Raw genomic sequence first — 12,308 nt, forward strand, 5'->3', positions numbered from 1 at the left:
GAAGAGCGCGAGAAGGAAAGAACCTTTCCTGAAAAGGTTTTTCCTTCTCGCATTCCGATTTTTGCGTTACTGACAAATGAAATTCAAAATTACTGAAACGGAAAAACGGGCGCTCTGCCGGCAGGTGCCGGAGTTCCGGGAGTTCGTCCGGCAGATCACTCTGCCGGAGCTCGAGTGCGATGGCGATCTCTTCGGCGGACTGGTCCGGAGCATCGTTTCGCAACAGCTTGCCATCCGCGCGGCGGAGGCGATTCTGGGAAGGCTGGAGGCGCTGACTGGCGAACTCTCCGCCGAACGGATTCTCGCGGCCGACCCCGGGGCGCTGCGCGCGTGCGGCCTCTCCTCCCGCAAAGTGGAGTACCTGCGCGGCATCGCCGAAGCGGCGGTTTCGGGTTCCATCGACTTCGCCTCGCTCGCCACGCTCGACGACGCGGCGGTCATTCAGAAACTGATTCAACTCAAGGGGGTCGGCGTCTGGACCGCGGAGATGCTGCTGATCTTCTCCCTCGGCCGCCCGGATGTGTTGAGTTTCGGCGATCTGGGAATCCGCCGGGGCATCATGCTGCTTACCCGGCGCGATTCGCTTTCCAAAGAGGAGTTTGAAGCCTTCCGCCGCCGCTGTTCCCCGTACGGCACGCTCGCTTCGCTCTACCTCTGGAGAATCCGCCCCGGCGGCATCGCCGGATGCTGAAGTTCGCCGCCCCGTCTCCTCACTGGTTGAGTTCGCGGAAGGTCAGCGGGGTGAAGGTCTTGCGCACCTTCTCCCGCTCGGCAGGGTCGACCGTCAGGTACTTCCAGCGCGAGAAGGCGAAGTCGTGCGGCTGGTAGTTTTGCAGCCAGCTGTGGTGCAGCAGGTAGGAGATCGGGTACCCCTCGAAGATCCACGGGCACTGTTTCGCCAGGTACTCCACCATCTCCCGGTAGCGGCGGGTCCGCTCCGGCGAGTCCGGCATCGGCAGAATCGCTTCGAACATCCGGTCGTAAACCGGGTCGCTGAATCCGGTCCGGTTGCAACCGCCGATGTTCTTGCTGTAGAAGAGCTGGAGGAAGTTCTCCGCATCCGGGTAATCCCCCACCCACGAGAGGCGGAAAAGCTGGAGCTTCCCCTGCCGGAGCTTCTCGTAAAACCGCGGATTGTTGTTGAGCACCGGTTCGGTCTCCACCCCGATGCGGGCGAAATCGGCGGCGGTCAGCTCCCCGAGCTGGCGGTAGGCCGAACTGTTGCCGGTCTGGTCGAAGGTGAAACGCAGTCGTTCGCCGGTCGCCGGATCGATTCCGCCGGGATATCCCGCCTCGGCCAGCAGTGTCTTCGCCCGCTCCGGATCATCCGCCGCATTCGGGTTGCGGAACTCCGGGTCGAACCCCGCCACTCCCGGCGGAATCGGCCCCTGCGCCGGAATCAGCTGGTAGTTGGTGTGCTCCACCCGGCGCTGCACGTCATACGCGAGGCTGAGCGCACGGCGCAGCGCGAGGTTGCCGCCGAGGCGCGGATCGGCGAAGTTGAAGCCGACGTAGCGCACTTCAAACTCCGGGGTGCGCAACAGCCGGATGCCGCGCGCCTTCAGAGCCGGCGCAAGCTCCCTGCCGCCCCCGGCGATCAGATCGAGGTTGTCCTTGTCCAGCGCGTTGAGGTCGAGTTTCCCCTGCAGAAACAACAGCCACGAGGACATCGGCTGTTTGACGAGGTAGAGGATCACCCGGTCGGCGAGCGGCAGAGGGCGGCTCCGGTCGGCGGGGCTCTCCGCCTGCGGAAAGTATTCGACCCGGTAGTCGGGATTCCGGTCGAGCTGCAACTTGTAGTCGTTGATCCATTCGGTCAGCCGGAAGGGGCCGGAACCCACCGGATGGCGGGCGATCTCTTCGCCGTACCGTTCGATCGCCCGGCGGCAGACCACCGCCGCATTCGGCATCGCGAGCATGTAGAGAAAACGCGGGTCCGGCCGGGTGAGGTGAAGTTCGAAGTGAAGATCGTCGATGCGGCGGAATCCTTCGATTCCGGCGTCGTAGAGGGAAAAATCGCCGCGCGGCGCCTTCGCAGTCGCTTCGTGAAACGCATCCAGCCCCTTGATCTTGCCGCGGAAAAGCCAGTAGACCGGGCTGTGATTGCGGGCGTCGGCAATCCGCAGAATCGAATAGAGCACGTCGTCTGAAGTGATCCGGCGAGCGCTTTCCGGCAGTCCGGCGAAGACCGGGTCATCGGCGAAGCGGAGGTCGTCCCGCAGGCGGAACCGGTAGCGGTCGTGCGTCGCGTTCCCCGTCGGCATCTCCGCCAGCATCGAGGGGATCAGCCGGTAGGGGCGTGCGAGATAGTCGTACTGCAACAGTGTGTCGTAGATCGCACCGGTCAGGTTGCGGCTCGAGAGATCGTCCGCCTGCGCCGGGTCGAGCGTCTTGACCCGACTGCCGCCGGAGGTGTGCAGAATCCGCAACGGTTCCCCGCCCGCCGCCGCGGCCGTGACCGCAACGGCGAGAAGGAGCGCCGCGGACAGGCGGCGGAACCGGTGGCCGCCCCCTCCAGTCATGGTTATTTCGCCAGCGCGCGGAACCGGTCGATTTCGCCGTTGTAGAGCGCGTGCATCGCCGGATTCGGCTGGTAGGTCTTGACTTCGAAGGAGTCCTTGACCACCTGCCGCGCGGCGGCGAGGTCGGCGAGGTCTCCGTGGGTGATCGCCTGCGCGAGCAGGTTGCCGATGGCGGTCGCTTCGACCGGACCGGCGACGACCGGAATGTTCAGGGCGTCGCTGGCAAGCTGCATGAGCAACCCGTCCTTGGTGCCGCCGCCGACCACGTTGAGGCAGGCGTACTTGACGCCGAGCAGCTCTTCGAGCGTCTCGAGCTTGCAACGGAAGTAGAGCGCCAGCGAGTCGTAGATTGCCCGGACCACCGCGCTGTCGTCGGAGATCTTCCCCTGACCGGAGCTTTCGCAGAAGTCGCTGATCCGCTGCGGCATGTCGCCCGGGGTGACGAAGCTCGAATCATTCGGATTGATGAGGAAACGGCAGGGCTCGGCATTCAGCGCGAGTTTCTCCATCTCCGCGAAGGAGATTTTCCCCTTCTGTTCGCTCCAGACCCGGCGGGTCTCCTGGAAGAGCCAGCTGCCCATGATGTTGGTCAGGAAACGGATCTTGCCGTTGAGGCCGCCTTCGTTGGTGAAGCTGTTTTGCGACGCCGCCTCGTTCACCAGCGGCCGGTCGAGTTCGGCGCCAAGCAGTGCCCAGGTGCCGGCGCTGATGTAGGCCCAGTTGCCGGAGAGCGGCGCGGGAACCGCCGCCACCGCGCTGGCGGTGTCGTGACTGCCGATCTTGAAGATCGGAATCGGTCCGCAGCCGAGTTCCTTGCAGAGCTCCGGCCGGAGAGTGCCGCCGCAGCTGCAGGGCGGGACGATCTTCGGGAAGATCTCCCGGGGCAGACCGAGCTTGTCGGCAAGTTCAAGGTCCCACTGCCGCGAGACCGGATTGAGCAAATTGGAGGTCGAGCAGTCGGTGTATTCGCTGGTGTCGTCGCCGCCGAGCGCGCGGGCCAGCGCGTCGGGCATCATCAGAAAATGGCTGTTTTCAAAGTCTTCCGGGTGTTCGCGGAAGTGGGCCGCAAGCTGGTAGACCGTGTTGATGACCATGCACTGGATTCCGGTGCGGGAGTAGAGCTCCTCGCGGGGAACCTTGCTCCAGACATCGCTTTCGGCGTTGCCGGTGCGCACGTCGCGGTAGTGGTAGGGCCAGCGGCGCGGCTCGCCGGTGGTGTTGTCGAAGAAGACGTAGTCCACGCCCCAGGTGTCGATGCCGATTCCGGCGATGGCGGGATCGACTTTGAGCGCTTTGGCCAGGCCGGTTTTGAGCTCTTCCACCAGCTGGGGATAGTCCCAGTAGATCGAACCGCCCTGTTCGGTCGGACCGTTGGCGAACCGGTGCACCTCGGTCAGCGTGAGTTTGCCGGATTCGAGGGATCCGATGATGGCGCGGCCGCTGGAGGCCCCGAGGTCGAATGCGAGAAAGCTGCTCATGGTTTGTCTTCTCCGTGTCGATGGTTCCTGAACCGAAAATTCAAATTTTTCCGCCCGGAATCCTGCCCGCGGGGGATCAGGATTCCGGAGTGGCCGGCGCGGCCGGGTGGAGCGCCGCCAGCCGGGCGTAGGTTGAGCGGATCAGCTCCGCCGTCTCATCCCACCCGATGCAGCCGTCGGTGACCGACAGCCCGGGGGTGGGGCGGCAGCCGGAGACGATCTTCTGGCTGCCCGGCAGCAGGTTGCTCTCGAGCATGACGCCGCGGATGGCGGTTTCCCCCGCCTCAATCTGGCTGAGAACATCTTCCAGCGCGATGTGCTGTTTGCGGTAGTCCTTGCCGGAATTGGCGTGGCTGCAGTCGACGATGATGCTCGGCTTGAGGTGTGCCTTCTGCATCGCCACCTTGAGGAAGGCGATGTGTTCCGCACCGTAGTTCGGCTGGCCGTTGCCGCCGCGCAGCACGATGTGCGCATACGGGTTGCCGCGGGTGCGGAAGACGCCGACGTGGCCGTCTTCGAGCACACCGATGAAGCTGTGTTCGCTCAGCGCGGTGGAGATCGCGTCGATCGCGGTCTGGAAGGTCCCGTCGGTGGCGTTCTTGAAGCCGACCGGCATCGAGAGGCCGCTACCGAGCTGGCGGTGCGTCTGCGCCTCGGTGGTGCGCGCTCCGATGGCGGCCCAGGAGACGATGTCGGCGATGTACTGTGCAATGATCGGGTCGAGCATTTCGGTGGCGACCGGCAGCCCGATGTCGACGATGCGGAGCATCAGCTTGCGGGCGATGAAGATCCCTTTTTCGATGTTGTAGGTCTTGTTGAGATCCGGGTCGTAGATCAGCCCCTTCCAGCCGACGGTGGTGCGCGGTTTCTCGAAATAGGCGCGCATCACCAGCAGAATATGGTCTTTTACCTGGTCGCTCAACTGGCGGAGCCGTTCGGCGTATTCGATTGCCGAGCCGGTGTCGTGAAGCGAACAGGGGCCCACGATCATCAGGAATTTCTGCGACTTCCCGTCGAGGATGTCGCAGATTTCCCGTCGGGCCTCCATGACCTTGACCACCGCGTCGAGCGAAAGCGGCAGTTCCGACCGGACCGCGCCGGGGCTGGAGAGCACGCTGCGGCTGGCAATATTGATATTGTTGCTGCTGATCATTGCTGGAATCCTTTCAAGGAGGAATAATATACAATCGTTCCGGGGATTTACAAGGCAAACCCGTTGAAAGGTGTGCGAAAAAAACGCGCTTTTATTCCGGCAGGCGGGGGGCACTTTCCCCGTCGACGGAAATCTGCCCCCGGGATGGCGCATAATCGACACTGCCCCGTTCGATCAACGGCGGCGCCAGACGCAGGGTGCGGGTGGCGGGCCGGATTCCCTCGCGTCGGAACAGCTCCAGCCGGTCCACTGCCGCGTACCCGGCCTCGAAGGTCGGGTTGCGCAGAGTGGTGAGCGGCGGATTTTCTTTTGCCGATTCGGAAATGTCGTCGAAGCCGATGACCGAGACGTCGTGCGGCACCCGGATTCCCTCCAGCCGGAGCACGCGGAGAAGTTCCCGGGCGATGAGGTCGCTCCGGCACCAGAAAGCGGTGGGCGGAACTGGACGCCGGAGCATGGCGGCCACTTTGCGGTGAAAAATCTCCCCGAATTCCTGGCGGCCGCTGCAGATTTCGAGAATCCGTTCCCCTTCCAGCGCAGCCCGGCAGAAGGGGTCGAGCACCTGTTTCCGGTCGAGCATCGGATAGGTACAGCTGCATTCGCGCGGGTAGGTGACCGGGTGGATCACACAGATGTTGCGGTGGCCGAAACGGCGGAGATACTGCATGACGCTCTGGGCGAGAGCTTCGGTGGAGAAGCCGACGGAACCGATGCCTTCGAGATCGAATTCGCTGTCCAGCGAGACTTTCGGCAGGCCGGGGAGTGCGAGAAGCCGACGGAGCGGCGGGTCGTTGCGGTAGCCGCGGTCGCCGAAGAGGATGAGGCCGGAAAAACTCTGTTCCGCCTCTCTTGCCGCCTGTTCCGCCTCCTCTTCCGGAGCTTCCGGCGGCGGCAGGCGGAAGGGGCGGGTGGCGAGCCCCAGCTCCGAAGCGCGGGTGACGATGCCGGAGTAGAAGCTGAGATTCCGCTCTCCCCAGCGGCGGTCGCGCGAACAGTATTCCAAAAAGGAGAGCGGCAGAAGAATGCCGATGCAGCGGTTCTCCTGCCGCGGGAGGGGAACCGGATACCAGCCGTTGCCGTTGGAATCGCGGCGGAGCAATCCGTCGGCTTCGAGCAGGTCGTACGCCTTGCGGACCGTCTGGCGGGCGACGCCGAGCCGGGCGGCGAGGCGGCTGACCGGGGTGAGGCGCCTCCCGCCGCTTTCGGGATGGGCGCGCAGCCAGGCGGCCAGCGAATCGCGGATGGCTTCGACCGTGCGGTTGCGTCCGCAGGCGGCGAGGTCGAGATCCAGTTCCGGGGCGATGTCATCCGTCATGACGATACATCCTGTCGTTACTCCTTTTCTGATACTATAGCAAAAAATTGAAATATTGTCATTGAGAAATTACAAAAACAGGGAAATTATTTACAAAATTCCGCCTTTTTGTCAAGAAAACGGCGGGAATGGGGGCGGAGAGTTGCATGCGGCGCAATACCGGACCGGGACGGTCTTCGTGTGGAAACTCCTTTTGTCAACGCGCGTCCGCCTGCCGGAGCAGGGCGGCCAGTCGGGCGGGATAGGGTTCGGCCCCCTCCGCCGCAGTGCCGCGCCCCTTCAGCCACGGGCCGTAGGTGAGGCTGTCGCCGAAGCAGACGATGCAACTGCAGGGCAGATGTTCGCGGCGGATCACCTCGAACGTGAGTTCCGCGGCGAGGCGGCACCCCTCCGGCGTGAGGTGCAGTCCGTCGCGCATGCCGCTGTTGGAGAAGTTCCGCAACAGCGAGGCGGGCTCCTCCGCAACCGGGCGGCTCCGGACGAGCCCTTCAAAGTCGATCAGCGGGAAATCGAGTTCCGCCGAGAGTTCGCGCAGGATTTCGTTGGCGCATTCGACCCGCTCGTCCGGCGGAACCGGATCGAGCGCGGCGCCGGGGAACTGTTCGAAAAGATAGGCGTTGATCCGCGGCGGCAGCGTTCCGGCGGCGACGGCACTGCCCGGAATGCGGCAGCGGTGAACCAGTCGTCGGAAGTTCCGGCGGAACTCCTCCGGCGGAACCGTGTGGCCGCAGTAGAGCATATCGTTGACTCCCGCCCAGAGGATCACCAGATCGGGCGAGTGCGGCGCGACGTCGCGGTCGAACCGGGCGAGCAGTTCGCGCGTGGTGTCGCCGGGGTATCCGGCGTTGACGACGCGGGCCGGACTCATCGAAATCGCTCCCGGAAGAGGGGGGCGGAAAACTCCGATGACGAGAATCGCGCGGAAATCATTTGATATGTGCTCCGGTTGTTGTATAGTATGGAAAATACGATTGAGAATATAACCCGTCCGGCATTTTTTTCAACCCCGCGGATGCCGGAGAGAGAGAGAGGAGGAACAAAATGGTCATGCGCGCGAATTCGGATTATCTCATGCGGGTGACGCTGAAGAACCCGGCAATCCGGCTGGCGCTCGGGCGGTTTGACGAACTGACGACGGAGGGGATCATCCGCCACGACGCCGATCCGGTCGCCGGGCGGCTTTTCGCGGGTGGACTTGCATCGGCGGCGCTGATGACGGTGCTGCTGGATGAAAAGGAGAGCTACTCCATCCGGATCAATTACAAAGGTCCGGTTTCCGGAATGCTGATCAACGCCAGGGCCGACGGCCGGGTGCGCGGACTGGTGCGCAATCCGCATGTGATGACCGCGGCGGATTCGGTGGAGATGGCCTGCGGCGATGACGGGGCGAGTGTAGCGGTCGTCCGCTCCCGCGAGGGGAAGGTGCTCAATTCGGGCGAGGTGAAGACCGCCTTCATCATGCCGTCGGCGGCGCTGGGATACTTTCTTTCGGTCAGCGATCAGGTGGAGAGCGAAATCCGTTGTGAAGTGGTGTTTCAGCCGGACCCGGCGGCGCCGGTCCGTTCGGCGGACGGCGTGCTGATGCAGGCGATGCCCGGCTGCGATCTGGAGGAGTTCGGGGTGTTGCGGCAGCGGCTGCTGGAGCCGCCGGCGGGGGCGATTCTCCGCGACCGGATGCCGGAGCCGGAGGAGGAGCTCCGGGCACTGCTGATGCTGCTCTGCCGCACGGCACAGCCGCCGGAGCACTCCGTCACCATGGTGGAGCCGGCGCGGTTCGCCTGCAACTGCAATGAGGAGCGGATGCGGGAGATGGCGCGGCAGATGCTCGGGGAGGAGGATTTCCAGAAACTGCTCGCCGAGAAGCCGGATCCGGTAATCCGCTGCCAGTTCTGCGGCAACGAATATCACCTCAAGGGCTAGAAACACACTTCCCCGGCGCGGCGTTCAGAGCAGGGACTGGGCGTCGACGTCGGCGTAGACCTCGATGCCGCGCGGCACCGGGCGGTGAAGCGTCAGCACCCGGAGCGCCTGCCGCAGGAGTTTCATCTGTCTGCCCCGGATCAGCAGCATGTAGCGGAACTTCCCCTTGATCCGTTCAATCGGCGCGGGGGAGGGGCCGGAGAGCCGGATTCCCTCGTGCGCGTAGGGGCGCAGTTCCTCGGTGAATTTCGTGGCGAATTCGACCAGTGCGCTCTCATCTTCCCCGCGGAAGTGGACCGCGATCAGGTGGGAGAAGGGCGGATAGTCGAGCATTTCGCGGAATTCGAGGTCGAATTTGGAAAACCCCTCGAAATCCTGCGCCGCCGCGAAACAGATCGTTTCGTTCTCCGGATTCCGGGTCTGGATCAGCACTTCGCCGCGGATGTCGCCGCGTCCGGCCCGGCCCGCCACCTGGGTGATGAGCTGAAAGGTCCGTTCCGGGGCGCGGAAGTCCGGCATCGCCAGCCCGAGGTCGGCGTTGATGATCCCGACCAGCGTCACGTTGGGGAAGTGGAGCCCCTTGGCGATCATCTGGGTGCCGATGAGGATGTCCAGGTCGCCGCGCCGGAACCGCTCCAGCACGTTCTCGTAATCCTCGGCGCTGCGCATGGTGTCGGAATCCATCCGGGCGATCCGGGCGGGGTGGAAGACCGCGCCGGCGACCGCTTCAATCTTCTCGGTGCCGACGCCCGCGTAGCGGATTTCCGGCGAACCGCACTCCGGACAGGCGGTGTAGGCCGGAATCATGCAGCCGCAGAGGTGGCAGCTGAGCGTCTCGTGCAGTTTGGAATAGGTGTAGGCGACCGAACAGTCCGGGCAGCGCGCCTCGAAGCCGCACTGGTTGCAGATCATCACCCGGGCATAGCCGCGGCGGTTGAGAAAGAGGATGCTCTGTTCCCCCCGGTTCATCCGGTCAAACACCGCATCGATCAGCATCTTGGAGAAGAAGTTGCTCTTGCCCGGCTCCGGCGGGCCGGAGAGCCGCTGGTCGATGATCCGGATGTGCGGCGCGAGTTTGTTTTCGACCGGAACCGACATCTTCGCAAGCAGGAATTTCCCGGTGGCGGCGTTGCGGCAGCTCTCCGCCGACGGCGTCGCCGAACCGAGGATCACCGCGGCATTTTCGAGTTTGCCGCGCATCACCGCCACGTCGCGCGCCGAATAGCGCGGTGCCTCCGACTGTTTGTAGCTGGATTCATGCTCCTCGTCGACGATGATGAGTCCGAGGTTGCGGAACGGCGCGAAGAGCGCCGACCGGGCGCCGACGGCGATCTGCACTTCGCCGTCGTTGATCCGGTTCCACTCGTCGAAGCGTTCGCCGTCGGAGAGGCGGCTGTGCAGGACGCTCAGGTGGTCGCCGAAGCGGGCGCGGAACCGGCGGACCGTCTGCGGCGTGAGCGAGATCTCCGGCACCAGCACGATCGCCGAGCGGCCGAGTTCGAGCGCCTCGGCGATCGCCTGCAGATAGACCTCGGTCTTGCCGGAGTTGGTGACCCCGTGGAGCAGAAGGACGTGGCTGGAGGTCTCGCCGTGAAGCATTTTGGAAATGAGTTCGAGCGCCGCCGCCTGGTCGCGTGAAGGCGCAAGCGGCGTTGACGGCATCACCCGGGTGTCGCCGAAGAGGTCCCGCCGGATGGTGATCTCCTCGGCGGCGACGATTCCGTGCCGGAGCAGGGTGTGCAGGGTGGAGTCGCCGAATCCGGCCGCGCGACACTCCGCCGCGGTGAGCGGTTTGCCGGGGAGCAGCAGCTGAATCAATCCGATGCGGAGTGCGGCGGAGGGTTTCGTTTCGTTGTCGTGGAGAAACTGTTCCGCCGCCTGACGGTCGCCGATCCGGTAGACCTTCACCTTTTTTGGTTTCACCTTGCCGCTGCGGACGGCGGCGGGGAGCAGGGTGCGGATGGACTGCTCCTGGCTGCAGCAGTAGTAGTCGGCCATCCAGCGGCCGAGTTCGACCAGATGTTCGGGGACGTGGGCGCGGGTGGTGGAGACGCCGATGATCTCCTTGAGTTCGCCGTGGTAGTCGCTGAATTCGGCGAAGCTGAGGATGTATCCGTCGCGGGTGGAGCGCCCGAAGGGGACCTTGACCATCATGCCCACCTTGAGCGTACCGGCCAGCGACTCCGGAATCCGGTAGTCGAACTCCTGATCCAGCGCCACGTCGATGATAACCTTTGCGACCGCCACGATGCCTCCTGTGTTTTCTGCGGATTCATACAATACAGCGCAAAGGCGCTGAAATCAATCCGCACTGTCGTGGCAGAAATGAAAAAATTCCGGCCCTCCCGCAAGGGGCGGCGGGAAGACCGGAACGACGGAAACGGCAAATCAGAGGTCGGTAAGTACGCCTTTGATATAACCTTTGGTGAAACCGTAGGTGTTGCGTGCTTTCTGCCGGTTGACCGAACGGGCACTGCCGTCGGCGTGCAGGAAGTTGAGCTGACCGTTGTGGATCAGATTCAGGTGCGCGCCGGGACGGGAGAGATTGAAGTGCTGGTAATCTTTCCAGGTGGTCTGGCTGTAGTTGGCGATGGCTTCTCCCAGGATCGGGAAGCGGAAGTCAACGGGGCGAACGTTGCCGTTCGTGTCGGTCTGTCCCGCCAGCCGTCTTTCCTGACCGGGAATCGCGGACCACTTCAAGACGCATTTTTCATGAGCGGTGGCTTTTGTGACTCCCGCGGCCTGAACCCACACCCCCTCCCAGACATCCGCGGTGGTTGCGTTTGCTGCAAAACAGGACTCGAACGTGGCGTCGCTCCCTTTGGGCATATATGGCGTGGAAGGACAACGGTAGGGAGCCATTTTTTCTCTCATCACCGTTTTATCCTGCAGATCAGATTGATTGGCCAGAAAACTCCACCATTTGCGGTCCCGCGGAACGCCGACCGCGGAATCGAAGACCCATCGGATTGTCACCCGGTCGTTGAAGTCGTTGGCGTAGGCGTTGAAGGCGAGACCGTTCTGTTTCATGTTGTTGAGACAGGTGGCGGTCCGCGCCGTCTCCCTGGCCCGGTTCAGTGCCGGCAGCAGCATGGCCGCGAGAATCGCAATGATGGCGATGACGACGAGGAGTTCGATAAGAGTAAATAATTGTACAGTAAATGGTTGTGTTGCTTTGCCGTCAGGGCGGGTTTCGTGTGTGCCGAACGCGTTTTTTTCAAACTTCGGTTTCATATCAAAATCTCCTTGGGTTGGGGTTATGGTTCTTCCGCCGGGGTGCTGGTGACGGCGAGCAGAGCGCCGGGAACCGCCGGATTGAGGCATTCGATCTCCACACTCTGAATCTCTTTAAGATTGCGCTGAAACTCCGCGGTGACGCCGGAAATCTCCTCCCGTTCCCGGTTGGTCCATTCGGCGAGGCGGAGATTTCTGCCGGAAAGCGTTTCCTTGAGCCAGCCGGCCGGAACGGCACTGCCGCTGTTCTCCGGCGCGAACTCCTGCCGGGACCCATCCGCGAAGTGAATGATGTAGCGGAAGGGCTTCGTGCGCTCCGCTCCGGAGGTGATGTGGAGAAAGTGGAGCGTCTTCCAGCGGCCGGGAAGCGCCAGTTTCACGTCCCCGGTCAGCAGCGCGATTGCGCCGGAGGAGGTTGTGCCGATCCGGAACGGCACGGCGCGGAACTCCCGTGTCCGGCGGGTGATGTTTTCTGCCGCCGCCAGCGGAGTGGTGAGGGATTCCCCCTGCGGAAGCAGGGCGGCGTTGAACTGTTTCTCCAACGACAGCGGTTTGCGTTCCGGCGCAACGGCTTCCGGAATTTCGCGCGGCGGCCGGCGGTTGCGGGCGGCGAGGCAGTATTCCATTTCACGGGTCATCGGCGGTTCGGGCGCAGGCTCCACCCGGACCCGCTCCGGCGGCTGCCA

General features: G+C 63.6%; 10 protein-coding genes. 2 read left to right on the forward strand and 8 right to left on the reverse strand.

Features of this window, described 5'->3' with window-relative positions:
* The first annotated feature begins 76 nt into the window (after positions 1–76).
* On the forward strand, positions 77–691 hold the full coding sequence (locus ACMLHG_RS06410) for a DNA-3-methyladenine glycosylase family protein (protein ID WP_294432753.1): 615 nt from the start codon (positions 77–79) through the stop codon (positions 689–691).
* Between the two features lie 19 nt (positions 692–710).
* Here the strand turns inward: ACMLHG_RS06410 and ACMLHG_RS06415 are convergent, their stop codons facing one another.
* The 5 genes from ACMLHG_RS06415 to ACMLHG_RS06435 all read right to left on the reverse strand — a co-directional run bounded on the left by ACMLHG_RS06415 (position 711) and on the right by ACMLHG_RS06435 (position 7,336).
* Positions 711–2,522 carry an ABC transporter substrate-binding protein gene (locus tag ACMLHG_RS06415; RefSeq protein ID WP_417169952.1) on the reverse strand — a complete coding sequence of 604 codons (1,812 nt, stop codon included), beginning with the start codon at positions 2,520–2,522 and terminating at the stop codon, positions 711–713.
* Between the two features lie 2 nt (positions 2,523–2,524).
* A complete protein-coding gene (locus ACMLHG_RS06420) occupies positions 2,525–4,000 on the reverse strand; it encodes a rhamnulokinase (RefSeq protein WP_417169953.1) in 1,476 nt (491 codons plus the stop codon).
* Between the two features lie 76 nt (positions 4,001–4,076).
* On the reverse strand, positions 4,077–5,153 hold the full coding sequence (locus ACMLHG_RS06425) for a 3-deoxy-7-phosphoheptulonate synthase (RefSeq protein WP_295812636.1): 1,077 nt from the start codon (positions 5,151–5,153) through the stop codon (positions 4,077–4,079).
* 91 nt (positions 5,154–5,244) lie between these two features.
* Positions 5,245–6,468, reverse strand: a complete 1,224-nt coding sequence (locus tag ACMLHG_RS06430; RefSeq protein ID WP_295812640.1) for a substrate-binding domain-containing protein — start codon at positions 6,466–6,468, stop codon at positions 5,245–5,247.
* Positions 6,469–6,664: 196 nt separating this feature from the next.
* The gene (locus ACMLHG_RS06435) at positions 6,665–7,336 is read right to left on the reverse strand and encodes a GDSL-type esterase/lipase family protein (protein WP_417169954.1); all 672 of its coding nucleotides are present in this window, start codon (positions 7,334–7,336) and stop codon (positions 6,665–6,667) included.
* Positions 7,337–7,515: 179 nt separating this feature from the next.
* On the opposite strand from ACMLHG_RS06435, the gene ACMLHG_RS06440 reads away from it, so the two are divergent.
* The gene (locus ACMLHG_RS06440; RefSeq protein ID WP_295812645.1) at positions 7,516–8,388 is read left to right on the forward strand and encodes an Hsp33 family molecular chaperone HslO; all 873 of its coding nucleotides are present in this window, start codon (positions 7,516–7,518) and stop codon (positions 8,386–8,388) included.
* A gap of 24 nt (positions 8,389–8,412) precedes the next feature.
* On the opposite strand, the gene priA is transcribed toward ACMLHG_RS06440, so the two are convergent.
* The 3 genes from priA to ACMLHG_RS06455 form a co-directional block, all read right to left on the reverse strand.
* On the reverse strand, positions 8,413–10,635 hold the full coding sequence (gene priA, locus ACMLHG_RS06445) for a replication restart helicase PriA (RefSeq protein WP_417169955.1): 2,223 nt from the start codon (positions 10,633–10,635) through the stop codon (positions 8,413–8,415).
* Positions 10,636–10,776: 141 nt separating this feature from the next.
* Positions 10,777–11,622, reverse strand: coding sequence for a DUF1559 domain-containing protein (locus ACMLHG_RS06450; RefSeq protein ID WP_417169956.1), 846 nt, complete (start codon positions 11,620–11,622; stop codon positions 10,777–10,779).
* A gap of 23 nt (positions 11,623–11,645) precedes the next feature.
* Positions 11,646–12,308: hypothetical protein (locus ACMLHG_RS06455; RefSeq protein ID WP_417169957.1), on the reverse strand; the 663-nt coding region annotated here is incomplete at its 5' end.

The organism is Victivallis sp., assembly GCF_048170485.1.
In the GTDB taxonomy this organism is placed as follows: domain Bacteria; phylum Verrucomicrobiota; class Lentisphaeria; order Victivallales; family Victivallaceae; genus Victivallis.

Coding starts and splice junctions, on each gene's coding strand:
- ACMLHG_RS06450 (WP_417169956.1), bottom strand. CDS start 11,622: ATGAAACCGAAGTTTGAAAAAAACGCGTTCGGCACACACGAAACCCGC.
- ACMLHG_RS06425 (WP_295812636.1), bottom strand. CDS start 5,153: ATGATCAGCAGCAACAATATCAATATTGCCAGCCGCAGCGTGCTCTCC.
- ACMLHG_RS06415 (WP_417169952.1), bottom strand. CDS start 2,522: ATGACTGGAGGGGGCGGCCACCGGTTCCGCCGCCTGTCCGCGGCGCTC.
- ACMLHG_RS06410 (WP_294432753.1), top strand. CDS start 77: ATGAAATTCAAAATTACTGAAACGGAAAAACGGGCGCTCTGCCGGCAG.
- ACMLHG_RS06420 (WP_417169953.1), bottom strand. CDS start 4,000: ATGAGCAGCTTTCTCGCATTCGACCTCGGGGCCTCCAGCGGCCGCGCC.
- ACMLHG_RS06435 (WP_417169954.1), bottom strand. CDS start 7,336: ATGAGTCCGGCCCGCGTCGTCAACGCCGGATACCCCGGCGACACCACG.
- ACMLHG_RS06440 (WP_295812645.1), top strand. CDS start 7,516: ATGCGCGCGAATTCGGATTATCTCATGCGGGTGACGCTGAAGAACCCG.
- ACMLHG_RS06430 (WP_295812640.1), bottom strand. CDS start 6,468: ATGACGGATGACATCGCCCCGGAACTGGATCTCGACCTCGCCGCCTGC.